This window comes from Sulfuriferula sp., assembly GCF_054605375.1.
Genome location: NZ_JBTSEG010000010.1, coordinates 68052 through 90610 on the forward strand (window position 1 = coordinate 68052; position 22559 = coordinate 90610).

General features: G+C 54.3%; 26 protein-coding genes and 1 pseudogene. 8 read left to right on the forward strand and 19 right to left on the reverse strand.

What is annotated here, in order from left to right:
- Nucleotides 1-3: 3 nt before the first annotated feature.
- Nucleotides 4-468 (reverse strand): MarR family winged helix-turn-helix transcriptional regulator, encoded by a 465-nt coding sequence (locus ACYCZJ_RS07725; protein WP_461553650.1) that lies wholly within the window; start codon nt 466-468, stop codon nt 4-6.
- A 71-nt stretch (nt 469-539) separates the two neighbouring features.
- Here ACYCZJ_RS07725 and ACYCZJ_RS07730 point away from each other — a divergent pair, with 71 nt between their 5' ends.
- A complete protein-coding gene (locus ACYCZJ_RS07730) occupies nt 540-1700 on the forward strand; it encodes an aminotransferase-like domain-containing protein (RefSeq protein ID WP_461553651.1) in 1161 nt (386 codons plus the stop codon).
- An 86-nt stretch (nt 1701-1786) separates the two neighbouring features.
- Here ACYCZJ_RS07730 and ACYCZJ_RS07735 read toward each other — a convergent pair whose 3' ends face one another.
- The 4 genes and pseudogenes from ACYCZJ_RS07735 to ACYCZJ_RS07750 form a co-directional block, all read right to left on the reverse strand.
- On the reverse strand, nt 1787-1999 hold the full coding sequence (locus tag ACYCZJ_RS07735) for a hypothetical protein (RefSeq protein ID WP_461553652.1): 213 nt from the start codon (nt 1997-1999) through the stop codon (nt 1787-1789).
- A 181-nt stretch (nt 2000-2180) separates the two neighbouring features.
- Nucleotides 2181-2740: pseudogene (locus tag ACYCZJ_RS07740) on the reverse strand (winged helix-turn-helix domain-containing protein); the annotation flags it as partial.
- A 50-nt stretch (nt 2741-2790) separates the two neighbouring features.
- Complete coding sequence (locus ACYCZJ_RS07745) at nt 2791-3597, reverse strand: anti-sigma factor family protein (RefSeq protein WP_461553653.1); 807 nt, start codon at nt 3595-3597, stop codon at nt 2791-2793.
- Nucleotides 3594-4115 (reverse strand): sigma-70 family RNA polymerase sigma factor, encoded by a 522-nt coding sequence (locus ACYCZJ_RS07750; protein ID WP_461553654.1) that lies wholly within the window; start codon nt 4113-4115, stop codon nt 3594-3596. The genes ACYCZJ_RS07745 and ACYCZJ_RS07750 overlap by 4 nt, the downstream gene beginning before the upstream one ends.
- A gap of 207 nt (nt 4116-4322) precedes the next feature.
- Between ACYCZJ_RS07750 and ACYCZJ_RS07755 the strand changes: the two genes are divergently transcribed.
- From ACYCZJ_RS07755 to ACYCZJ_RS07765, 3 genes are all read left to right on the forward strand, one after another.
- The gene (locus ACYCZJ_RS07755; protein ID WP_461553655.1) at nt 4323-5087 is read left to right on the forward strand and encodes a substrate-binding domain-containing protein; all 765 of its coding nucleotides are present in this window, start codon (nt 4323-4325) and stop codon (nt 5085-5087) included.
- A 113-nt stretch (nt 5088-5200) separates the two neighbouring features.
- On the forward strand, nt 5201-6124 hold the full coding sequence (locus ACYCZJ_RS07760; protein WP_461553656.1) for a histone deacetylase family protein: 924 nt from the start codon (nt 5201-5203) through the stop codon (nt 6122-6124).
- 77 nt (nt 6125-6201) lie between these two features.
- Nucleotides 6202-6462 carry a hypothetical protein gene (locus ACYCZJ_RS07765; protein ID WP_461553657.1) on the forward strand — a complete coding sequence of 87 codons (261 nt, stop codon included), beginning with the start codon at nt 6202-6204 and terminating at the stop codon, nt 6460-6462.
- Nucleotides 6463-6527: 65 nt separating this feature from the next.
- Here the strand turns inward: ACYCZJ_RS07765 and ACYCZJ_RS07770 are convergent, their stop codons facing one another.
- A complete protein-coding gene (locus ACYCZJ_RS07770) occupies nt 6528-6923 on the reverse strand; it encodes a YqaA family protein (protein ID WP_461553658.1) in 396 nt (131 codons plus the stop codon).
- An 18-nt stretch (nt 6924-6941) separates the two neighbouring features.
- Nucleotides 6942-7211 carry a hypothetical protein gene (locus tag ACYCZJ_RS07775; protein ID WP_461553659.1) on the reverse strand — a complete coding sequence of 90 codons (270 nt, stop codon included), beginning with the start codon at nt 7209-7211 and terminating at the stop codon, nt 6942-6944.
- A 102-nt stretch (nt 7212-7313) separates the two neighbouring features.
- On the opposite strand from ACYCZJ_RS07775, the gene prfB reads away from it, so the two are divergent.
- Nucleotides 7314-8418, forward strand: a protein-coding gene (gene prfB / locus ACYCZJ_RS07780) for a peptide chain release factor 2 (RefSeq protein WP_461553660.1) whose coding sequence is annotated in 2 segments (ribosomal slippage) — nt 7314-7394 and nt 7396-8418 — 1104 coding nt in all. Because the reading frame shifts where the segments join, the coding sequence is not laid out codon by codon here.
- Between the two features lie 2 nt (nt 8419-8420).
- Nucleotides 8421-9923: a lysine--tRNA ligase gene (gene lysS / locus ACYCZJ_RS07785; protein ID WP_461553661.1), complete on the forward strand. Its 1503-nt coding sequence runs from the start codon at nt 8421-8423 to the stop codon at nt 9921-9923.
- Between the two features lie 5 nt (nt 9924-9928).
- On the opposite strand, the gene ACYCZJ_RS07790 is transcribed toward lysS, so the two are convergent.
- On the reverse strand, nt 9929-12418 hold the full coding sequence (locus ACYCZJ_RS07790) for a glycogen/starch/alpha-glucan phosphorylase (RefSeq protein WP_461553662.1): 2490 nt from the start codon (nt 12416-12418) through the stop codon (nt 9929-9931).
- A 288-nt stretch (nt 12419-12706) separates the two neighbouring features.
- Here ACYCZJ_RS07790 and ACYCZJ_RS07795 point away from each other — a divergent pair, with 288 nt between their 5' ends.
- Entirely contained in the window at nt 12707-12940 is a 234-nt protein-coding gene (locus tag ACYCZJ_RS07795) for a FeoA family protein (protein WP_461553663.1), read from the forward strand.
- Nucleotides 12941-12952: 12 nt separating this feature from the next.
- A complete protein-coding gene (feoB, locus tag ACYCZJ_RS07800) occupies nt 12953-14740 on the forward strand; it encodes a ferrous iron transport protein B (RefSeq protein WP_461553664.1) in 1788 nt (595 codons plus the stop codon).
- 12 nt (nt 14741-14752) lie between these two features.
- Here the strand turns inward: feoB and ACYCZJ_RS07805 are convergent, their stop codons facing one another.
- From ACYCZJ_RS07805 to ACYCZJ_RS07855, 11 genes are read right to left on the reverse strand one after another with little or no spacing between them, the layout of a single operon-like run.
- Nucleotides 14753-15520: a hypothetical protein gene (locus ACYCZJ_RS07805; RefSeq protein WP_461553665.1), complete on the reverse strand. Its 768-nt coding sequence runs from the start codon at nt 15518-15520 to the stop codon at nt 14753-14755.
- Nucleotides 15521-15537: 17 nt separating this feature from the next.
- Entirely contained in the window at nt 15538-15732 is a 195-nt protein-coding gene (iscX, locus tag ACYCZJ_RS07810) for a Fe-S cluster assembly protein IscX (RefSeq protein WP_461553666.1), read from the reverse strand.
- A 1-nt stretch (nt 15733) separates the two neighbouring features.
- Nucleotides 15734-16072, reverse strand: a complete 339-nt coding sequence (gene fdx, locus ACYCZJ_RS07815; RefSeq protein WP_461553667.1) for an ISC system 2Fe-2S type ferredoxin — start codon at nt 16070-16072, stop codon at nt 15734-15736.
- A gap of 19 nt (nt 16073-16091) precedes the next feature.
- Nucleotides 16092-17954 (reverse strand): Fe-S protein assembly chaperone HscA, encoded by a 1863-nt coding sequence (gene hscA, locus ACYCZJ_RS07820; RefSeq protein WP_461553668.1) that lies wholly within the window; start codon nt 17952-17954, stop codon nt 16092-16094.
- Nucleotides 17954-18487 (reverse strand): Fe-S protein assembly co-chaperone HscB, encoded by a 534-nt coding sequence (hscB, locus tag ACYCZJ_RS07825; RefSeq protein WP_461553669.1) that lies wholly within the window; start codon nt 18485-18487, stop codon nt 17954-17956. Before hscB ends, hscA begins: the two co-directional genes overlap by 1 nt.
- A 38-nt stretch (nt 18488-18525) precedes the next feature.
- Entirely contained in the window at nt 18526-18849 is a 324-nt protein-coding gene (iscA, locus tag ACYCZJ_RS07830) for an iron-sulfur cluster assembly protein IscA (protein ID WP_461553670.1), read from the reverse strand.
- Nucleotides 18850-18865: 16 nt separating this feature from the next.
- Nucleotides 18866-19273, reverse strand: coding sequence for a Fe-S cluster assembly scaffold IscU (gene iscU, locus ACYCZJ_RS07835; protein WP_461553671.1), 408 nt, complete (start codon nt 19271-19273; stop codon nt 18866-18868).
- Nucleotides 19274-19294: 21 nt separating this feature from the next.
- Nucleotides 19295-20509: an IscS subfamily cysteine desulfurase gene (locus tag ACYCZJ_RS07840; protein ID WP_461553672.1), complete on the reverse strand. Its 1215-nt coding sequence runs from the start codon at nt 20507-20509 to the stop codon at nt 19295-19297.
- A gap of 27 nt (nt 20510-20536) precedes the next feature.
- On the reverse strand, nt 20537-21010 hold the full coding sequence (iscR, locus tag ACYCZJ_RS07845) for a Fe-S cluster assembly transcriptional regulator IscR (protein ID WP_461553673.1): 474 nt from the start codon (nt 21008-21010) through the stop codon (nt 20537-20539).
- Nucleotides 21011-21064: 54 nt separating this feature from the next.
- Nucleotides 21065-21817, reverse strand: coding sequence for a serine O-acetyltransferase (cysE, locus tag ACYCZJ_RS07850; protein WP_461553674.1), 753 nt, complete (start codon nt 21815-21817; stop codon nt 21065-21067).
- A gap of 53 nt (nt 21818-21870) precedes the next feature.
- Nucleotides 21871-22557, reverse strand: a complete 687-nt coding sequence (locus ACYCZJ_RS07855; RefSeq protein WP_461553675.1) for an RNA methyltransferase — start codon at nt 22555-22557, stop codon at nt 21871-21873.
- Between the last annotated feature and the right edge of the window lie 2 nt (nt 22558-22559).

The window sequence follows — 22559 nt, forward strand, 5'->3', positions numbered from 1 at the left end:
AATTCATTCCTGCCCACTCAAGCTGTGCATGACCTGATGCCACCCGGCCGCAGCATTTTCTCCCACCGTTTCAAATACGACCTGGAGCTGTTTCATCTGGGTACCGGTGAGCCGGGCTTCCAATTTTTTTCCGGTCGCAGTCAATGAAAGTTGCCGCACACGCCGATCGTGTTCAGCCGTGATGATTTCCACCAGATGCATTTCGATCAACTGCCGTAGAGGCGCATTCAATGCCTGCTTGCTGACGTTGAGGATGCCCAGTAGCGAATTGACTGAAATCTGAGGATGGCGGCCGACAAAATAAAGTATGCGGTGATGCACCCGGCCCAGCCCACGCTGATCAAGGATACGGTCAGGCGGCGCCGTGAACGCCCGATAACCAAAGTAAAAATGCTCGATTGCCTGACGCAATTCGGTTTCGGACAGCTTGGATGGTAGTGTTTCGGAACGGGCTATTTGGTCAATCATATTGACATAATAGCCATTATTTCATTAGTATGTCTATAGGTCAACTTTATTGACATTAATAGACATTTGCCATGGATTCCGTTTCGACCTCACTGCACGCTCGCTTTTCCGATCGCACACGCAATCTACATGCTTCGCCGATTCGTGAAATCCTGTCTGTCGTCAATCGGCCGGGCATGATTTCATTCGCGGGCGGACTGCCTGCGCTGGACAGTTTCCCCAGATTCAGTCTTGACGCCATGCCGCAGCATATCCTGCAATACGGTTCCAGCGAAGGTGAATGGGCGCTGCGCCAGAAAATTGCCGAAGAACTGGGAATGCGGGGCCTGCAATGCACGCCTGAACAGGTTTTGATTCTTTCCGGTTCGCAGCAAGGTATCGATCTTGTCGCCAAACTGTTTATTGATCCCGGCACGATGGTGGCGGTAGAGTCGCCAACCTACCTGGCCGCTTTGCAGGTGTTCCGGTTCTTCGGTGCCCGTTTCCTGGCCTACGATCCAAGGATGCCAAATGTGCAAGACCTGCTGACGGGAAAACCCGCTTTTGCCTATGCCATCCCTACTTTTCAAAATCCCGGCGGCAGCTGCCTGAATGCCATCGAGCGTGCTGCACTGGCCGCCACTTGCGACACTGCCGAGCTACCCTTGTTTGAAGATGATCCCTATCGCGACCTGGCGTATGACCTCTGTGAGCGTACGCCAGTGTGCGCCCTGCTGCAGCAGGCACCGTGGATTTATCAGGGTTCCTTTTCAAAAAGCCTGGCACCCGGGTTGCGCCTCGGCTATCTTGCCGCGTCACCGGAACTGCTGCCCTATTTCACCCGGCTCAAACAGGCAGCGGATTTACACAGCAACCGCATCAGCCAGTGGCTGGTACTGCAGCAGCTGAATGATCCGGCACGCCACCAGCACATGGAAGAACTGGTTACCTGCTACCGTCAGCGCCGGAACACCTTCGAGGCGGGATTGCAGCACCATTTCGGCGACCTTGCCCTTTGGCAGACGCCGCCCGGCGGCCTGTTCTTCTGGCTCACCCTCAACCGCTGCATCGACACCCGTAAACTTTTACCCAAAGCCCTTGAGGAGGGCGTTGCCTTTATGCCTGGAGAACCATTTCTGCCCAAGGAAGTGGATAGTTGCGGCCAGATACGCCTCAATTTCAGTCACGCTGATGAGGCGCTGGTTGAATCCGGTCTGGGAAAACTGGCCGCCTTGATTCGTGATTTTACCTGACTCACAAATTTGTCCGGCTCAGTCATTCATCCATGCCATCTGGCTAGATATATTTTTTTCGCATCACGTATATCCGGTCTTCTGGCTCAGGACTCCGATTCAAGATTGCGGACATCAACCGAGACCGCCAGTTCATGTTCCCCTCCGCCGAAGATCACGCCTTTGAGCGGTGTCACATCACCATAATCACGGCCCCAGCCAACAATGATGTGTTGATCCAGCGGAATCTGATTATTGGTGGGATCGAAATCTACCCAGCCCAGTTCGGCTATGTAAACCGAACCATGCATGGGAGGCATCGCTGCCGGCCAGCTTTTCCTTGCCGGGTGGAGGCAGTGTTTCGATGTAACCGCTGGCATAACGTGCGGCAACTTCCTGGGTGCGCACACAGGCAATGGCAAGATGCGCAAAATCCTGGTATACGCGGTGCTCGAACACCGTCGCCAATTATTGATCCGGCCAGTTGAAGTTTTCATGATAGCGGCCCCGCACATCGGTGTTCGCGACCGCGGTCTCGTCGCCCCAGTGAATCTCGGCACCCTCAGCCTTGGCGCGCTGCTCGATGGCCGGATATTCATTATCCAACCAGTCCTTCACCGCCTCCGGGCGTTGCTCATACGCTTTCTTGATCGGCTTTTGCAGGGTAAACCCCCAGCGTCTGAGGGTAGTTGCCAACGCCCCGTACTGATAGCTTGATGCTGCATTCGCACTCAATCAACGACGGCTGCCCGGTTCCACAGCGCAAATTCCATCTTCAGTTGCTCCGGCCGCTTGTCGCAGATGATTTGCCGAACCCGGCGCGCTTGCTCATCAGTCAGGCGGCGACCTTCGCCAGCTTGTCTGCCGCGCGACGAGGGCTTGAGCGTTTCCGATCCGCCCTGTGCGTAGCGGTCAATCGCGCTACGCACGGCCGGGTAGGAGAGCCCACTCAACTCGACAATACGCATCACACCCATTCCTTTGCGATGTAATCGCACGACCTGCTTACGCCGCTCGTGCAGTTGCTCCAATGTTTGAAATCTTGCGTCTTCTTTATCCATGCGAGCGAGACTGAAATACTTGGCCTAAGCTCAATCTTCATCGTGCCGAGTCAATAACCCCCCAGTTGTCGATATACCGAGTTGGCCACACTCAACAAAGTTGCGCGCGGCAAATTCCCTGACAGGGCATAACCCCAGTCCAGATCAACCCAATAAAACGTGGCAACACCATCCTCCTCGGCAAAGCGGAACGCGGTTTCCGGCGTGGGTTGCGCCATATTGCGCAAATACAGCGTAATGCGCTGGCCTGCCGGGTTTTCATACATGAATTGTGCCGCCGGTTTATTGACTTCGCCCGGCAGCAGGCGTCCACCTACCAGACTGAACCCGGCGCTGGCCAGGTCGGGCACCTTCAACTGGCGTCCCAATCGCTTGGATAACCATGTCACCAATTGCTGTTCCTGAGCCGAATAGATTTCAACCGGCCGCCGCACATCCGGAGCGAAGGCAATATGGGCAACGGCTGCCTGATGCACAAAACGCGGCAAATCCATCCCGCTCGCATTCAAGGCAATATTTCCCGCGCTGCCGGAAGTGTGGCTGAGATATTGCCAGGTGCCGGCACTGCCAAGCGCCAGACCGATCAGCACGGATGCCGCGATACCTGCCAATCTGCTCGACGAAGCGTTGGGATGACGACGTGAAGCCAGGAGACGCAATGGTATGGGCTCGGTTAATACCGGGTCGTAATGAGCACGTAATGCTTGCCGCTGAGCGCGCATCCCGGTCACGCGCTCAGCGGCCTGTGGATCGGACGCAACCAGCGCTTCAACCTGCTTGCTTCGCTGAGCATCCAGTTGCCCATCGACATAAGCCATTAAATCATCCAGCGTAACGGGCTGTATATTTGCCTTCATTTCACTACCTTCAATCCAACTTTATGCTCGACGGATATTGAGCCATCCATGAATTCCCTGAGTCGTTGCCGGGCTCGCGCCAATCGGGACATCACGGTACCAATGGGAATGCCCAGCGCCTTTGCAGTCTGGGCATAGCTGAAATCTTCCAGAGCGACCAATAACAATACTTCGCGCAATTCAGGGGAAAGCCGGGTCACGGCAGCCGCGATATCCAGCCCTTCCAGCCGCTCGGACTGGGTGGCGCGCGTAGCGATCCCGGATATATCGTCCAGCGTCACATGGGAAACGCGGCTTTTAAGTTGCGTCACCTGGCTCACAAACAGGTTATGCATGATGGAAAACAGCCAGGGGCGCAAATCTGACCCGATTCGCCACAAATGCCATTTTGCATAAGCACGCTCCAGCGTGTCCTGCACCAGATCATCGGCATCGTCCGGACGGCCGCCGGTCAGCGCCCGTGCATAACGGCGCAGGCTGGGAATATGCTCGATGATCGGGTGTTTGAATAGCGACATGTTATTGGGGTGGCGCTCAAAAAAGCAACGCCGAAAAAAATAATATATGCCTCATATACAGGCTGTTAACGCATTTTATTCCACAAAACGAAAATATTCCTGGTTGCCTGGTAGCGCTCTCGCCAGAACATGCGAATAAAACAGCACATGAGCCTGTATATGACAGGGTAGCACTCAAGCCGACAAACAATTTTGAAGGGTCTTTTTATGCTGAAAAAAATTCTGACTGCAACGGCAGTCAGCTTCGCTATTGCCAGCGCTGCGCTGGCTCAAGATACGTTATATGTATATGGTCCTGGTGGCCCTGCGCCAGCCATGAAAGAGGCGGCGGCCGCGTTTGAAAAAGAGACCGGTACTAAAGTGGAAGTCACCGCCGGCCCCACACCTAAATGGCTGGACAAGGCGAAGAACGATGCCGATCTGATATTTAGCGGCTCGGAAACCATGATGACCGATTTTGTCTATGCCATGGAAGACCAGCTTTCCCATCAGCAGGTCACACCCTTGTACCTGCGCCCGTTATCCATATTGGTACGGCCTGGCAATCCCCGGCACATCAAAGGTTTGAAAGATATCCTCAAGCCGGGTATCAAGGTATTGGTCGTCAATGGCGCCGGGCAGAACGGTGTCTGGGAAGACATGGCAGGCCGCAAAGGCGATATCAGGACGGTAACGGCATTGCGCAACAATATTGCCGCTTATTCCAAAAACAGCGCCGAGGCCAAACAGACATGGATTGATAACAAGGATATCGACGTCTGGTTAATCTGGAATATCTGGCAAGTATCCAACCCGCAACTGGCCGATGTTGTTCCGATCGAGCGTGACTATGTCATCTATCGTGATACAGGCATCGCCATCACCAAACGCGCGGAAAACAAGCCCTCGGCCAAGGCATTTGCGCAGTTTCTGGGATCACCCGCTGGTGCAAGGATATTTACCAGGTGGGGTTGGCAAAACGGCCGGAAATAAATCGTCTTATCGACCATCGTTTTCGTCTGAACCGGTTATCAAAATAGCGGATTGAAAGTTGGCGCGCTTTGGCTCAGTATTCATGATCATGCGTCATGGAACGGGGGCAATACATGCCGACAGCTATCCTGTATCACCACGACTGCGCCAGACACGAGATGGGGCCGCTCCATCCGGAACGCCCGGAGCGGCTCGCCGCGGTACAGGATCAACTCAATATCATCCATCTGCAGTCTGCAATGCGTCATTACGAGGCTCCCCGCGCCACCCGGGAACAGTTGTTACGTGTGCATACAGCAGCCTATCTGGACCGGATAGAAGCGAGCCTGCCGAGGGCCGGCCTGACCAGACTTGATCCTGACACTGCGTTGAATCCTCATTCTCTGGAAGCGGCCTTGCGTGCCGCTGGCGCGGTAGTCCTGGCTACCGACATGGTCATGGGTGGCGAGGTGGACAATGCCTTCTGCAATGTACGCCCACCCGGCCACCATGCCACCCGTGACCAGGCCATGGGTTTCTGTATTTTCAACAACGTCGCCGTCGGCGTCGCCCATGCCCTCGCACAATACAGCTTGCAGCGGGTAGCCATTGTCGACTTTGACGTACACCATGGCAACGGCACCGAAGACATTTTTCACGAAGATGCGAGCGTCATGCTGTGCTCAACCTTTCAGCATCCGTTCTACCCGCATAGCGGCGCCGGTTCCGGCAACGCACATATCATCAACGTGCCACTGGCCGCAGGCACCGATGGCCCCGCATATCGCACGGCTTTCACGGCACGATGCCTGCCGGCACTGGAGCAGTTTGCGCCGGAAATGGTGTTCATCCCGGCCGGATTCGACGCTCACCGTGAAGACGACTTGGCTCAGCTTAATTTGGTTGAGGCTGATTACGCATGGGTAACGCAACAGATCAAAACTATCGCAGATAAGTACGCCCATGGCCGCATCGTTTCGACACTCGAGGGCGGCTACTCGCTCCCTGCATTGGGCCGCTGCGCGGCCGCTCACGTCGAGGTGCTGGCCGGAGCATGAATTGAGCGTTTCTATAATCTGATCCGGTCTATATTGAGAGTATCGGGTACTCTTATCGCATCGAGAAAGGAAACCACATGGATACGCGCGAAGAAATGCAAAAAATCCTGGACAAGCTCGTCCAGCAGCGGGATGAATTAATTGTTCAGGCCCATCTTGCCAAACTGGAGGCCATGGATGAATGGGAAAACATGGAAGCCAAACTGACTCAATTGCGTGCCAAGGCAGGCCAGATAAGCGACTCTGCAGAAGGCAGTGCCAAGGACATCAAAATAGCCGCCAAAGATTTGGCCGCAGAAATTGGCCGGGGTTACGACAAGATACGCAAGCTTTTTTGAAAACGCTGGTGGCCTGCCGTACGGACGAGCGTGATACACACCTACGGGTTTCCTGCTGGTTTGGTTTAGCTGGCCACATAGGCAATTACCCAATAACGTGCAAATTTGCCGATTGCCATGTACAACGCAGACTGCCATGGATTGAGCCGCAGCCAGCCCGCAGCAAGACACAGCGCATCGCCGATCAACGGCGCCCAGGCAAACAGCAATGCGGGCGCGCCATAACGACGCACCTTTTCCAGGTGCCGCAGTTGTCTGGTTTGCGGTACCAGCCAGCCCATGCCGAAGCTCACCATACCGCCCAGCGTGTTGCCCAGCGTGGCAACACCAAGCGCCGTCCACATTGTTGACGGGTAGGCTTTCAGTACCACGAACAGCACCGCTTCCGAGCCGCCCGGCAATAGCGTTGCCGCCAGAAAACTGCTGGCAAACAATGAAAACAGACTGACTGTTTCACTCATCACAGGAAAGGCTGCACGCTATTCGGCCAGGCCTTTTTTCAGCAACACCGTCACCATTTCATTCAGCCCCAGCTGGCGCGTTTGCGCCAAAACCTGAATCTGTTGCACCAGTTCACTGTTGAGTTTGACTGCAAACGGTACCAGACCCTGCGCCTGATCGAGTTTACGTTGTTCGCGCCGGTCCGGCAGCGCACTGGCCGCGCCACCAAAACGGTCCGGGATGCCGGCCTGTTTCATCTGGCTATTGATTTTCAGCCCCTGATTTTTATACAAGTCGGTTTTTTTCATGCCATCTGCCTTTAATTCTGTGAAGGCGCTTATTCTACCTGTGAAGACGATACCTCAAGGATGTTATAATTCGCCGTTTTTCAACGCCTTATATCAAACATCATGGAAGCAGAACGCCTCAATCAGATCGATGCCACCCTGACCGGCCTGGTGCGCCGCACCGCCGAACTTCGGGGGTATCTTTGACTTCGATACCAAGCTGGGCCGCTTAGAGGAAGTCAACGTTCTGGCTGAAGATCCGGCCATCTGGAGCGATCCGAAACGCGCTCAGGAACTGGGGCGCGAAAAAAAGTTGCTGGAAAATGTGGTGCTTACCATCCAGAACCTTGATCAGGGCTTGCGCGATGCACGCGATCTGTTCGAGATGGCGCGCGAGGAAAACGACGACGCCACGCTGGAAGCCGTGCGCGACGATACCGCAAAACTGGAACAAACCGTGGAAACCATGGAATTCCGCCGCATGTTCGCCAACCCGATGGACCCGGCCAACTGCTTCATCGACATTCAGTCCGGCGCGGGTGGCACCGAGGCATGCGACTGGGCATCCATGCTGCTGCGCCAGTATCTGCGCTACAGCGAGCGCAAAGGCTTCAAGACCGAGGTGATGGAAGTGTCCGACGGTGACGTGGCTGGTATCAAATCGGCCAGCATCAAGGTGGATGGCGAATATGCCTACGGATTTTTACGCAGCGAAACCGGCGTGCACCGGCTGGTGCGCAAATCGCCGTTCGACTCCTCCGGTGGCCGCCATACTTCATTCGCCAGTGTATTCGTCTACCCCGAGGTGGATGATTCCATCGAAGTGGACATCAATCCAGCCGACCTGCGCGTGGATACCTATCGCGCTTCCGGTGCGGGCGGCCAGCACATCAACAAAACCGATTCGGCAGTGCGTATTACGCACATCCCTACCGGCATCGTGGTTCAGTGCCAGAATGACCGCTCGCAGCACAAGAACCGCGCCGAAGCGATGTCCATGCTCAAATCGCGGATGTATGAAGCCGAACTGCGCAAACGCCAGGCCGAGCAGGACAAGCTCGAAGCCGGCAAGTCCGATGTCGGCTGGGGCCACCAGATCCGCTCCTACGTGCTGGATCAGTCGCGCATCAAGGATTTGCGTACCAATGTGGAAATTTCCAACACCCAGAAAGTGCTCGATGGCGATCTGGATGAATTCATTCAAGCCAGTTTGAAACAAGGCGTTTAACCATGACCGATAGCATTCAACAGCCCCCTCAGGACGAAAACCAGATCATCGCCGAGCGACGCGCCAAGCTCGCCAAATTACGCGAAACCGGGGTCGCCTTCCCGAATGATTTTGAACGCAAGCATTACGCCGCCGATATCCACACGGCGCACGCTGGCAAAACCAAGGAGGAACTCGATGCTGCGCCGGTGGAAGTGCAATTCGCCGGACGCATGATGCTGAAACGGGTCATGGGCAAGGCCAGTTTCGCTACCTTGCAGGACATGGGCGGACGCTTGCAGATTTATGTCTCCAACGACGTCACCGGCGAAGCCGCGCACGATGCATTCAAACACTGGGATCTGGGTGATTTCATCGGCGCCACCGGCATCCTGTTCAAGACCAAAACCGGCGAGTTGTCGGTACGGGCAACCGCAGTACGACTGCTGTCCAAATCACTGCGCCCCCTGCCGGAGAAATTCCATGGCCTGAGCGACCAGGAACAGAAATACCGTCAGCGCTATCTCGACCTGATCACCAACGAGGACGCACGCCATACATTTGCCACACGCTCGAAAATTGTCCAGGCAATTCGCAATTTCATGACCAATCATGGATTTCTGGAAGTCGAAACGCCGATGATGCACCCTATTCCCGGCGGCGCGGCAGCCAAGCCCTTCACCACCCATCACAACGCGCTGGATATGGAGCTGTTCCTGCGTATCGCACCGGAACTGTATCTGAAGCGGCTGGTGGTGGGCGGCTTCGAGAAGGTGTTCGAGATCAACCGCAATTTTCGTAATGAGGGGCTTTCCACGCGCCACAATCCCGAATTCACCATGATGGAGTTCTACGAGGCATATCGTGATTACCGCTATCTGATGGATTTCACCGAAGCCCTGTTGCGCGAAGCTGCACGCGTCGCTACCGGCAGTGAACAGGTGACTTACAACGAGCAGTTGATTGATCTGGGCAAACCGTTCGACCGGCTCACCATTGTCCAGGCAGTGCGCAAATACCATCCGGAGTATTCCGAGACACAACTTAATGACCGTACCTGGCTGGTGGACTGGTTCAAGACCCACAAGGCCAAGTTCCGCGAATCCGACGGACTGGGCGGCTTGCAACTGACTTTCTTCGAAGAGACCACCGAGACTTTACTGATCCAGCCCACATTCATCATCGACTACCCCGCCGAGGTGTCCCCGCTGGCACGTCGCTCGGACAATCAACCGGAGATTACCGAGCGCTTCGAGCTGTTCATCACCGGGCGCGAATTGGCCAACGGTTTCTCGGAGTTGAACGACCCGGAAGATCAGGCCGAGCGCTTCATGGAACAGGTGCGCAACAAGGAGGCCGGCGATGAGGAGGCCATGCACTACGACGCCGACTACATCCGCGCGCTGGAGTATGGACTCCCTCCCACCGGCGGTTGTGGCATCGGTATCGATAGGCTGGTCATGCTGCTCACCAATAGCCAGAGTATCCGTGACGTGATCCTGTTTCCGCAAATGCGACCGGAATAACCGCTTTACTTCACCCCGGGGATGAGCTTCCATATCTCCTTGTTGTATTCCATCATGGTGCGGTCGGTAGAAAAGAATCCGCTGGATGCGGTATTGAGGATACTCATGCGGGTCCAGCGCACCTGATCCTGCCAGGCCAGCGACACCTGCTCCTGGGCGTCCACATAACTGCGGAAGTCGGCCAGCGTCTTCCATGGGTCCTGAGGACTTTGCAAGACATCCAGAATGATGTCGAAGATGTAAGGCTCGTTGGGATTAAAATGCCCTGACTGCAGCAGCATGAGCACGTCTTTCAAGGCGCTGTCCCGATCAACGTAAAGCGACGGCTGGTAATCCAGGCTCAAGGCATCGACTTCATTGGCTTTAAGGCCAAACAGGAAGAAATTTTCGGCGCCGGCCGCGTCCATGATTTCAATATTTGCGCCGTCGTAAGTGCCAATAGTGGCCGCACCGTTCATCATGAACTTCATGTTACCGGTGCCGGAAGCCTCTTTGCCGGCGGTGGAAATCTGCTCGGACAGGTCCGTTGCCGGTGCAATAATCTCCATGCTGGATACCCGGTAGTTGGGCAGAAACGCCAGTTTCAGGCGCCCATTCACATCCGGGTCGTTATTCACCACCGCCGCCACATTATTGATCAGTTTGATAATGCGTTTTGCCATGACATAGCCAGGCGCCGCCTTCCCCCCAATCAATACGCAACGATTGGCCCAATGATCCATATGGCCGTTTTTGATACGCAGGTAGAGATGGATCACATGCAGCACATTCAATAACTGGCGCTTGTATTCATGGATGCGTTTGACCTGCACATCGAACAAGGCGGTCGGATCGAAATCCACATCGCATTCAGTTTTGACGAGCGCAGCCAGGCGTTGCTTGTTGACCAATTTGATTTCGCGCCAGCGTGCATGAAAAACCCCATGCTGAGGCTCCGCATAAGGCTTCAGTTGCTCCAGCTGACTCAAATCAGCCACCCAGCCATCCCCGATGGTTTCGCTGATCAGCGCACTCATTCCCGGATTGGCATAAGCCACCCAGCGACGTGGTGTGACCCCGTTGGTCTTGTTGTTGAATTTCTCCGGCCACAACTGATAAAAATCGTGAAACAGGCCATCCCGCAGTAACTGCGAATGCAAGACAGCGACGCCATTGACAGAAAAGCTGCCCACAATCGCCAGCCAGGCCATGCGTACATGGCGCTGGCTGCCTTCCTCAATAATGGACATGCGCTGCAGGCGATCGATATCACCCGGCCATTTGAGCGACACCTGTCGCAGAAAACGCGCATTGATCTCGTAGATGATTTCCAGCAGGCGTGGCAGCAAGCGCTCGAACAGGGCCAGCGGCCACTTCTCCAGCGCCTCCGGCAATAAGGTATGGTTGGTATAAGCCATGCAACGCGTAGTAATCGACCAGGCCTGATCCCAGCCCAGTTTTTTATCATCCATCAAAATGCGCATCAGCTCTGCAACGGCAATGGTCGGGTGAGTGTCATTCATCTGAAAAACATTTTCTACCGCAAAGTCCCGATAATCGCGCGCTTCATGGTGTTCCCATACACGCATGGCATCCTTGAGACTGGCGGAGGCCAGAAAATATTGTTGACGCAAACGCAATTCCTTACCGTTTTCACTGGTGTCGTTGGGATACAGCACCATGGAAATATGCTCGGCATTGTTCTTCGCCTGAACCGCTTCGGTGTAGCTCCCGGCATTGAATTCACCAAGGTTGAATTCGTCCGTAGCCGCAGCTTTCCATAGGCGCAAGGTATTGACTGTTTTATTGCGATAGCCGGAAATAGGCATATCAAACGGGATTGCCAATACGTCTTCTGTATCCACCCAGCGTGCACGTTGGGTGCCATGATCATCCCGGTAATGCTCGCTGCGGCCGCCAAAGTGCACGCGCTGGCTGTACTCACTGCGCTCAATCTCCCAGGGATTGCCATTCCGCAACCAGCGATCTGGCTCTTCCACCTGATAACCGTTTTCAATGTGCTGGCGGAACATGCCATATTCATAACGCAATCCATAGCCCATCACCGGCAACTGCAACGTAGCGCAGCTATCCATAAAGCAGGCTGCCAACCGTCCCAAACCGCCATTACCCAATCCTGCGTCCGGCTCCTGATCGGCAATATCTTCGAGTTGCTCACTGAGATCCAGCATGGCCTGATTGGTTTCATTCTGAATACCGAGATTCAGCAGGTGATTACCCATGGCCCGCCCTATCAGGAATTCCAGCGATAAATAATAGGCACGCCGACTACCTGGCTGCAGTTGACTATCCCAGGTGTTGCGCCAATCCACCATCAGGCGATCACGCAATGTGTAGGCAAGTGCCTCGTAAGTGTGAAATGGCTCACAGCCCTGAAAGCGCCCGAGATGGTAGGACAGATAACGCTGAAAGTCGGTGCCGATGGTCTTGGCATCATTGGCCAGCGGCTTGAGGCAAGCTGGACGATAAACGTTTTTGGGGGAGAAATCCGGCATGGATAGCGCTCCTTCTAAGTTAGCCGATAGTTGATTTTGCACTTCGCTGAATGGTTAAAATTCTGCAAAAGTGCCGGTTACGGGTCAGTATTGGCATATGTTCAACGTCTGCTCCATGCCCGAACGTTGTTAAGCTCGTGTTGTGATTATCACTCACTAATCCATTTGTCAGACCAATGAGTTCCAACTGTATTTTAATTTGCAGGTCATTTCAAAATTATTGCTTGCGTGCTTGCGCGGCAACGCGCCTTATGATACAAATAAGAATGTTTCTCATTTAGAAAAATTATGCATACCTCGCTGGATCATCTGTTCCCGAATCAGAGCGGCACGATAGAAACTGTCGCCGCCGAGCCGGAGCTCGGTCGGCGTATGGCAGCACTAGGCTTGCGCCCCGGACGTCGCATAGAGGTATTGCGGATGGCGCCGCTCAAAGGCCCGTTGCAAATTCGTATTGGCCATACCGAGTTGATGATACGACGCGTTGATGCCGCAAAAATCTGCGTTAATTTCGTTGCATAAACTTCTGCGCCCATGAAACGCATCGCCCTGCTAGGCATGCCCAATACGGGCAAATCCACTTTTTTTAACCGGCTCACCGGCGCGGGGGCGCGTGTCGGCAACTGGCCCGGCATTACTGTCGATCTGCTCGCTGCCAAAATCCTGCTGGAGGGCAGCATGGTGGAAATGGTGGATTTACCCGGCATCTACAATTTGCACGGTTTTTCCGACGATGAACAGGTAGTACGGCATTTTCTTGAATCTCAAACGGTAAACGGTCTGGTGGTTATTCTCAATGCCACCCAACTGGACCGGCAACTGGCCCTGTTACTCCAGCTGAGAGCACTCAAACTGCCCATGACGCTGGTGCTGAACATGTCGGATGAAGCCAGGCAGCTGGGTGTCAAAATCGATCTTGCCGAACTGGCACGCAATCTCGATATGCCGGTCACGTTGATCAGCGCAAAATATGGTCAGGGATTCGAGTCTGCGCGCCATACCATAGAACAAATCCTGCGGCATAATCCGACAGCACGCCTGGCAGACACAGAAGGGCTCAATCAGGATGACCGCATTGAAGTCGAACTGGACCGGATTGTCAGTGGCACAGTCAGCACACCGATTACGCTCCCCCCCGATATCACCCGTCGCCTGGATCGGGTTTTATTGCACCCATGGCTGGGCCTGCCGTTGTTTTTTATTACCGTATTCCTGTTGTTCCAGCTCATTTACGGCATCGGCACGCCCCTGCAGAATGGCATGAATTGGGGGTTGGAACTGATCAAAACCAGCCTGTTGCAACCGGCGCTGGCACATGCCCCGTTACCCGTGCGCAGTTTCATCCAGGACGGTTTGTTTGATGGCGTCGGCACCGTATTGAGCTTCCTGCCTATCATCGTTGTATTCTTCATATTCATGGCAATTATTGAGGACAGCGGCTATCTGGCGCGAGCGGCCTATCTGATGGATGCAGTCATGGCGAAACTGGGTCTGGATGGACGTTCCTTCGTGATGCAGTTGATGGGGTTTGGCTGCAATGTGCCAGCCTTGATGGGTACGCGCGTCATGCGCTCCAGGACGCTGCGGCTGCTCACCATGCTGGTCATCCCCTTTTCCCTCTGTTCAGCGCGTTTGCAGGTTTTTCTGTTTTTTAGCACGGCCATTTTCGCGCCGCGTGCAGCTGCGGTGGTAATGTTCTCGTTATATCTGATGAGTTTTTTGATGGCGTTTCTCACCGCACTGGTGTGGCGTGGCAAATATCGCAGTGTAGAACCCTTGCTGCTGGAACTTCCTCCTTATCGCTTCCCCACCTTTAAGCATCTGCTTGTGCAGGGCTGGCAACAGTCACAGTATTTCCTGAGGCGCGCTTCCGGTTACATCGTCGGTGGTGTCATTGTCGTTTGGGCCCTGACCCATTACCCATTCGACGTGCCACCCGCCAGCCCGGCGACCCTGGCCGGCCAACTGGCCGATTACATGGCGCCACTGTTCCAGCCTTTGGGTATTGATCGATTGTTGTCAGTCGCACTGTTGTTTGGCTTTATCGCCAAGGAAATCGTGATTGGTGCACTGGCAGTCATTTATAGTGCCGGTCAATCCAATCTGTCAGGCATCATTGCCGGCAAGCTGGATTGGGTACAAGCCTATAGCTTCATGCTGTTCACATTGATTTACACGCCGTGCCTGTCCACCGTGGCAGTTCTCAAACAGGAATCAAAAAGCTGGCGCTTCACTGCGCTGGCCGTCGGCTGGCCGCTCGGCATGGCATGGCTGGTAAGCTTTGCGTTTTATCAGGGCGCGCGTGCGCTGCTGGGTTGGTAGCTTGCTGCCGGATTAACGCCAGCCGATCTCGAATGCCGTTTTGGCCCCGATAACGCATCGCGCCAGACTGGATGGCATGCTGGCCTGGCTAGCGCTCAAAGGGCGCCGACCCGCCATGATTTCGGCGTCGTATTGTGGATAGAGCGGAACCTGTTGGCTGTCCGCATACCCTTGCGGATAAATCGGCTGATTATTCGCCAGGTCATATTCGTCACTGGCACCAAGCGCATGCAGCATTTCATGCGTGATGACAATATTGTTCTGACTATCCTGGCTCACCTTGGCAAAGGCATGAACAATGCCAATGGCACCTTTACGCAAACCCAGGGAATGCTGTAACGCCTGTCCATCCGGTGCCGTGTGGTACACCACGAACAACCGCACAGTTCCAAATTTTGGCAATAAGCCTGCCTGATGCCGATAAGCCCAGTAACGCAAGTTGAGACTCCACCAGGCAACCTGAAGCGGATTTGCAGCGCCGCCTGGCGGCACCGGCGGTAAACTCTTTACGCTGGGAAATAATTGTAGGGTCAGCGGTTGTTTCAGTTTGACCCAATAGCGTTGGGATTGCGCGTCCATAAAGCTGACGATATCGGCAAACTTTACCGTATTCAATGTGGCGATATAAGCCTCTGTTTCAGGCGATCCATCGCCATTGACGGGATAGATTTCAACCTTGACCGGCGCCTGCCAACTGGATAAAAGATAGCGATCCCAGACGGTAATCACTGCCGCGCCCAGCAGCACGAGCAGTAGCAGCCCGACGCGATAAAATTTCAAGCTGCGCTGCCCGGACATTAGCCCGCTTCATCTATCCAGGCCAATTGAATCGCTTCAAGTATTTTTTCACTGGATTTATCCGGCGCATCATCAAAATCTGGCAACTCGGTCACCCAGCGATGCAGATCGGTAAAGCGCACGTATTGTGGATCCACATCCGGGTGCGTTTCAATCAGTTCGATGGCGATATCCAGCGTATCAGTCCACTTCATGTCAATGCCCTTCCTTGACCATGTTGATGGTGTATTTGGGAATTTCGATCACCAAGTCCGCCTTATCCACCTTTGCCTGGCAGGACAGACGCGACTGGGGCTCCAGCCCCCATGCCTTGTCCAGCATATCGTCTTCCAGTTCGTCCGATGGCGCGAGCGAATTGAAACCTTCGCGAACAATCACGTGGCAGGTGGTACAGGCGCAGGATTTCTCACACGCATGCTCGATTTCCACGCCATTGGCAAGTAAGGTGTCGCAGATAGAAACACCTGGCTCGGCATCAAGCACCGCACCTTCCGGACAGAGTTCCTCGTGTGGCAGAACAATTATTTTTGGCATATCAGTAACCGTTGTTTAATTAAATGGCGTCAAGACGCTGGCCGGCCAAAGCCTTGCGTACGCTTACATCCATGCGCCGTGCGGCAAAATCGTGAGTAGCGGTGTTGAGAGCTTCAGCGGCATCCTTGATAGCTTGAGCTTCCGAGGCGTCGAGTCGGGATTGTAATGCAAGCATCGCCGCTTCGATCCTTGCACGCTCCTCTGCGCTCAACAACTGCGCTGCATTTTCATCCAGCGCGGTTTGCGTTGCATCCATCAGGCGCTGCGCATCTACTCGCGCCTCCTGCAATGAGCGCGCTTGCATGTCATCCTTGGCATGGGTATAAGAATCACGCAGCATGCGAGTGATATCTTCGTCTCCCAAGCCATAAGCCGGCTTGACGGTGACTGACGCCTGCACGCCACTTTTCAATTCTTGCGCCTCAACCGATAACAGCCCGTCAGCATCCACCTGAAAAGCGACACGTATACGTGCAGCACCTGCCACCATCGGCGGAATACCACGCAATTCGAATTTGGCTAATGAACGGCAATCCGATACCAACTCGCGCTCACCTTGCAACACATGGATGCTCATCGCAGTCTGGCCATCCTTGTAAGTGGTGAATTCCTGTCCGCGCGCTGCCGGGATGGTGGTATTGCGCGGAACAATTTTTTCCACCAGGCCGCCCATGGTTTCAATCCCCAGCGACAGCGGAATGACATCCAGCAGCAGCCAGTCGTCCTCGGCACGATTACCCGCGAGCACATTGGCCTGAATTGCGGCACCTAACGCAACGACCTTGTCCGGATCAAGATTGGTCAGCGGCGTCTGCTTGAAAAATTCAGCCACCGCAGCCTGGATGCGCGGCATGCGGGTCGAGCCGCCGACCATCACGACACCCTTGATATCATCCACACTCAAATCAGCATCGCGCAGCGCCTTGCGCGTGGGTGACAGGGTCTTGTTGACCAGGCTTTGAGTGATCTCGTGGAACGTGGTCGCGCTCAGCATCAAATCAACTGTTTCTCCTGTCGACAGCACGGCTGTAATGCTGACTTCACGATGTTCGGTCAATGCTTCCTTGGCTTCGCGCGCCTTGGTCAATAATAGCCGGGTGTCTTTAGCATTGAGTGCAGCCAGACGCGATTTTTCCAGAATCCAGCAAAATATGCGCTGATCGAAATCATCCCCGCCCAGTGCCGAGTCGCCATTGGTAGCCAGCACTTCAAATACACCCTGCGACAAGCGCAGGATGGAGATGTCGAAAGTACCGCCGCCCAGATCGTAAACAGCGTAGATCCCTTCCGACGCATTATCCAGACCATAGGCAATGGCAGCAGCCGTGGGCTCGTTCAACAAACGCAAGACATTCAGTCCGGCGAGTTTTGCGGCATCTTTGGTCGCCTGACGCTGGGCATCGTCGAAATAAGCCGGCACGGTAATCACTACGCCATTTAATTCACCCCCCAGCGAACGTTCAGCACGATCACGCAATACCTGCAGAATATTGGCAGACACTTCGACCGGGCTTTTCACTCCCGCTGCCGTTTTGAATTGCACCATGCCCGGCGCATCGACAAAATGGTAGGGGAAACTGCCCGCATCGGTGATATCGGCCAAGCCGCGCCCCATAAACCGCTTCACGGATAATAGCGTATTGTGCGGGTCACTACTTTGCGTACATTGCGCCGCATAGCCGACTACCGGCTCGGCCTTGGCTGCATAACGCACCACGGACGGTAACAGTGCCCGCCCATCTTCATCATTCAGCACCACAGCCACGCCATTACGCACACTAGCAACAAGTGAATTGGTGGTACCCAGATCAATGCCTGCCGCCAGACGATGCTGGTGCGGTTCGGTACTCATACCGGGTTCGGAAATTTGCAGTAATGCCATCAGGTTTCGAGTGCTTCGTAGGTGTCGTGGATTTCTACGACCAGTTTGTCCATGAATTTGAGCTTGCGCACGCTCTGTGCGGCTCCTGGGTAATCGTGCTGTTCATCCAGCTGCCGAGCCAGTCCGGCACGCAAATGCTGCGCAGCATCGGTAAGCTCCGCCTCTATGACTTGCAAGGCTGCCACATCTGCTGCTTCACGCGCAGCCTGCATGTCTTCGCGCCATTCCATTTGCTGCATCAGGAAGTCTCCGGGCATCGCTGTATTACGTTCAGCCAGCGCATCAATGCCTTGTAGTTGCAATAGATACAGAGCCCGGTTAAACGGTGACTTCAGCGCCTGATAGGCTTCATTGACACGGGTAGACCATTGCATTGAAACGCGTTGTTCAGCCGGTGACAAATGCGTGAATTTATCCGGATGAACCTGACTTTGCAATGCACGATAAGCCTGTTCCAGCACGGTTAAATCCAGTGCAAAACCCGGGGTCAGGCCAAACAACTCGAAATGGTTACGATTGAAATCAAACTGCATGATAGGCTCGCCGCTGGGAATAACGCCCGGCGCGCAGGTCAGACGTTAAAGCTTTCGCCGCAACCACAGGCGTCCTTGACGTTGGGGTTATTGAATTTGAATCCTTCGTTCAGGCCTTCGCGGACAAAATCGAGCTCGGTCCCATCCAGATATTGCAGGCTCTTCGGATCAATCAGCACGGTCACACCGTAGCTTTCGAAGTGCAGATCATCCTCACCGGCCTGATCGGCAAATTCCATCTTGTAAGCCAGTCCGGAGCAACCGCTGGTGCGCACACCCAGGCGCAAGCCTACGCCCTTGCCGCGCTTGGCAATAAAGTTAGAGACATGCTGGGCAGCACGTTCAGTCAGGGTAATTGCCATAATGAACCTCTTGGTGTTAACCGTGGCTGACGACAGTTTGGGTGCTGTCGTGCTTGCTCTTGTAGTCTTCCACTGCAGCTTTAATGGCATCTTCTGCCAGAATGGAGCAATGGATTTTAACCGGCGGCAGCGCCAATTCTTCAGCAATGTGAGTATTTTTAATTTCCATCGCCTGATCCAGTGTCTTGCCTTTGACCCATTCGGTTACCAGCGAGCTGGAGGCGATTGCAGAACCGCACCCATAGGTTTTGAATTTGGCATCTTCGATAATGCCGTCCTTACCTACCTTGATCTGCAGTTTCATCACGTCGCCGCAGGCCGGAGCACCTACCATACCCGTACCGATATCTTCATCGCCTTTGCCGAAAGAACCCACATTGCGGGGGTTTTCATAATGATCGAGTACTTTATCGCTGTATGCCATGATCGTTCTCCTTCAGTAAAATTAGTGTGCTGCCCACTTCACGGTTTCAAGATCGATGCCTTCCTTGTGCATTTCCCACAATGGGGAAAGTTCGCGAAGCTTGCCGATTTTCTGGTGCAGCAATTCAATAGCGAAATCCACATCCTGTTCTGTCGTGAAACGGCCTACGGAAAAACGGATCGAGCTATGCGCCAACTCATCCGATCGTCCCAATGCCCGCAATACATAAGATGGTTCCAGACTGGCTGAAGTACAAGCCGACCCGGATGACACGGCCAGATCCTTGATTGCCATCAGCAAGGATTCGCCTTCAACAAAATTGAAGCTGATATTCAGGTTGTGCGGTACGCGGTGCTCCATGTCGCCATTGACATGGACCTCTTCGATATCGGACAAGCCCTTCAGCAGGCGATCACGCAACATGCGGATACGCTCGTTTTCTGCAGCCATTTCTTCACGCGCAATACGGAATGCTTCGCCCATACCGACAATCTGATGCGTCGCCAGCGTACCGGAACGCATACCGCGCTCATGTCCACCGCCGTGCATTTGTGCTTCGATACGGACGCGTGGTTTACGTCTTACATAGAGTGCGCCAATACCTTTAGGCCCGTAGGTCTTATGAGCCGAAAATGACATCAGGTCCACTTTGAGAGCAGCCAGATCAATCACCACCTTGCCGGTTGCCTGGGCTGAGTCCACGTGAAAAATAATTCCTTTCTCACGACAGATTTCACCGATGGCAGGAATGTCCTGAATCACGCCGATTTCATTGTTCACATACATCACCGACACCACAATGGTATCCGGGCGAATCGCCGCTTTGAATTTCTCCAGATCAAGCAAGCCATTGGGCTCCGGGGTGAGGTATGTCACCTCATAACCTTCGCGTTCCAGCTCACGCATGGTATCGAGTACCGCTTTGTGTTCGGTACGTACGGTAATCAGATGCTTACCTTTGGCTTTATAGAAATGCGCAGCGCCTTTGAGTGCCAGATTGATGGCCTCTGTCGCACCCGAAGTCCATACAATCTCTTTCGGATCGGCATTAACCAGCCTGGCTACTTCTTCACGCGCATTTTCTACGGCCTTTTCCGCATCCCAGCCAAACGCATGCGAACGGCTGGCTGGATTGCCAAACAGTTCGGTCAGGTAAGGGATCATCTTCTGAGCCACACGCGGGTCAACCGGCGTTGTCGCTGAGTAATCCAGATAAATAGGCATTTTCAACATCATTTACTCCATTATTCAATCGGTCTCATATCAGGCCGCGACACTTGTTTTTTCGCGTCCACGGCGGTGGTCATGCACCACATTGGCTGCTGGCAGCTTGCCTGATTGCTGCGCTACCAGATTTTCCAGCGTCACTTCTGCCAGATAGTCCTGAATGCGCCTGTTCAAATTTGTCCATAATTCATGGGTCATACAGCGCTGGTCGTCCCGGCAATTCTCCAGCCCACCGCATTGCGTCGCATCAATCGGCTCATCGACAGCCTGGATTATTTGCGCCACCGTGATTTCGCCCAGCGCTCTTGCCACCAGATATCCGCCACCCGGGCCGCGTACACTTTCCACCAACGCGCATCGCCTGAGCTTGCCAAACAACTGTTCCAGATACGATAGCGAAATTTTTTGCCGTTCACTGATACCGGCTAGCGACACCGGTCCGTGACCGTTATGCAGAGCCAAATCGATCATGGCCGTTACTGCAAATCTTCCTTTGGTCGTCAAGCGCATTTGTGTGGCCTCACTCGTCTAACTACTAGTACGACAATACAATACCCGATTAATTCAGTCAACTATTTTATTGAGGTGGGCCGCATCGAATTGTTCTCCGGATTTACAGGCCTCAGAGGGTTCTGCGCCCATTTTTTCAAGCTGCTGGATTATCCATGTGATGCGCTCATCGGTCACCGTGGAATGATTAATTAGCCCGTGTACGGCCTTGACCATCGGATCATTCATATCCGCACTGATGGCATACGCGGAGAACCCGAGCTTGCGGGCTGCCTGATCCTCTGGCCTTGCTTGATTTTCGTCGAGGATGCGGGCCGGAATCCCGACAGCCGTCGCGCCCTCAGGCACATTTTTTACCACCACGGCGTTGGAACCAATTTTAGCGCCCGCACCGATGGTAAGCGGTCCCAGTATCTTGGCACCTGCCCCAACCACCACACCCTTCTCCAGCGTAGGATGGCGCTTGCCCTTATTCCAGGAGGTGCCCCCCAAGGTTACCCCGTGATACAGCGTGCAGTCATCGCCTATCTCTGCTGTTTCACCAATCACGACGCCCATGCCGTGATCTATAAACACACGCCGTCCTATCATCGCACCAGGATGAATTTCAATACCGGTCAGTCCGCGCGCCAAGTGCGCGACAAAACGAGCCAGCCACTTGAAATTTGCTCGCCAGAGCCGGGCTGCAAGGCGATGCGCCAATATGGCATGGATACCAGGATAGGTTGTGAGAACCTCCCAAATGGAGCGCGCTGCAGGATCGCGCTCAAACACTACCGAAATATCCTCTCGCAGCCTGCTAAACATGGCTTATGCAAACCTTTTCAATGCAAATCAAAAGTATCTTATACCCAACTAATTTAGTCAACTTTACGCATCGCCTTCACTATCCCCATCAGAAAATGCAGTTCTTCCTTTTCCAGTCTGGTACGTGAATATAGCCTACGCAAGCGCGTCATCAGGCGCCGCGGCGCCGCCGGATTCAGGAACCTCGCAGAAATCAGGCTCAACTCAAGTTCGCGGTAAAACAGTTCGATCTCTTCGTGCTGTGCCAATTCCGGCGTGTCTGCGGGCAGCATGGTCAGTTCCGGCAATGCGCAGCGTAATTCATATGACAGAATCTGAACGGCTGATGCCAAGTTTAAAGAGCTGTAATCAGGGTTGGATGGAATATGAGCAAGCAACTGGCAACGATCCAGTTCGGCATTCGTCAAGCCCGACATCTCGGTACCGAACACCAGCGCAACCGGCTGCTGGGCCGCATGCTTTAGCAGAAGCGGCGCCACCTCCCGCGCACTAAGCATTTCATGTGACAGATCGCGTCTGCGCGCTGTACACCCAACCGCGAATACACTACCGCCCAGCGCTTCATCCAGCGACGTGCAAACCTGCGCATTATCGAGCACATCCTGCGCTCCGGACGACATGGCATGGGCAACCGGATCAGGGAACAGCTTGGGGTTCACCAAGCGCAAGTCGCTCAGCCCCATGGTTTTCATCGCCCGTGCCGCCGAGCCGATATTGCCGGGATGACTGGTATGACTCAGTA

Coding starts and splice junctions, on each gene's coding strand:
- lysS (WP_461553661.1), top strand. CDS start 8,421: ATGACCGATAGCATTCAACAGCCCCCTCAGGACGAAAACCAGATCATC.
- ACYCZJ_RS07735 (WP_461553652.1), bottom strand. CDS start 1,999: ATGCCTCCCATGCATGGTTCGGTTTACATAGCCGAACTGGGCTGGGTA.
- ACYCZJ_RS07765 (WP_461553657.1), top strand. CDS start 6,202: ATGGATACGCGCGAAGAAATGCAAAAAATCCTGGACAAGCTCGTCCAG.
- ACYCZJ_RS07745 (WP_461553653.1), bottom strand. CDS start 3,597: ATGAAGGCAAATATACAGCCCGTTACGCTGGATGATTTAATGGCTTAT.
- ACYCZJ_RS07730 (WP_461553651.1), top strand. CDS start 540: ATGGATTCCGTTTCGACCTCACTGCACGCTCGCTTTTCCGATCGCACA.
- ACYCZJ_RS07775 (WP_461553659.1), bottom strand. CDS start 7,211: ATGAAAAAAACCGACTTGTATAAAAATCAGGGGCTGAAAATCAATAGC.
- ACYCZJ_RS07750 (WP_461553654.1), bottom strand. CDS start 4,115: ATGTCGCTATTCAAACACCCGATCATCGAGCATATTCCCAGCCTGCGC.
- ACYCZJ_RS07840 (WP_461553672.1), bottom strand. CDS start 20,509: ATGATGTTGAAAATGCCTATTTATCTGGATTACTCAGCGACAACGCCG.
- iscR (WP_461553673.1), bottom strand. CDS start 21,010: ATGCGCTTGACGACCAAAGGAAGATTTGCAGTAACGGCCATGATCGAT.
- ACYCZJ_RS07790 (WP_461553662.1), bottom strand. CDS start 12,418: ATGCCGGATTTCTCCCCCAAAAACGTTTATCGTCCAGCTTGCCTCAAG.
- fdx (WP_461553667.1), bottom strand. CDS start 16,072: ATGCCAAAAATAATTGTTCTGCCACACGAGGAACTCTGTCCGGAAGGT.
- ACYCZJ_RS07760 (WP_461553656.1), top strand. CDS start 5,201: ATGCCGACAGCTATCCTGTATCACCACGACTGCGCCAGACACGAGATG.
- hscA (WP_461553668.1), bottom strand. CDS start 17,954: ATGGCATTACTGCAAATTTCCGAACCCGGTATGAGTACCGAACCGCAC.
- iscA (WP_461553670.1), bottom strand. CDS start 18,849: ATGGCAATTACCCTGACTGAACGTGCTGCCCAGCATGTCTCTAACTTT.
- hscB (WP_461553669.1), bottom strand. CDS start 18,487: ATGCAGTTTGATTTCAATCGTAACCATTTCGAGTTGTTTGGCCTGACC.
- ACYCZJ_RS07755 (WP_461553655.1), top strand. CDS start 4,323: ATGCTGAAAAAAATTCTGACTGCAACGGCAGTCAGCTTCGCTATTGCC.
- iscX (WP_461553666.1), bottom strand. CDS start 15,732: ATGAAGTGGACTGATACGCTGGATATCGCCATCGAACTGATTGAAACG.
- ACYCZJ_RS07725 (WP_461553650.1), bottom strand. CDS start 468: ATGATTGACCAAATAGCCCGTTCCGAAACACTACCATCCAAGCTGTCC.
- ACYCZJ_RS07770 (WP_461553658.1), bottom strand. CDS start 6,923: ATGAGTGAAACAGTCAGTCTGTTTTCATTGTTTGCCAGCAGTTTTCTG.
- feoB (WP_461553664.1), top strand. CDS start 12,953: ATGAAACGCATCGCCCTGCTAGGCATGCCCAATACGGGCAAATCCACT.
- ACYCZJ_RS07795 (WP_461553663.1), top strand. CDS start 12,707: ATGCATACCTCGCTGGATCATCTGTTCCCGAATCAGAGCGGCACGATA.
- iscU (WP_461553671.1), bottom strand. CDS start 19,273: ATGGCATACAGCGATAAAGTACTCGATCATTATGAAAACCCCCGCAAT.
- cysE (WP_461553674.1), bottom strand. CDS start 21,817: ATGTTTAGCAGGCTGCGAGAGGATATTTCGGTAGTGTTTGAGCGCGAT.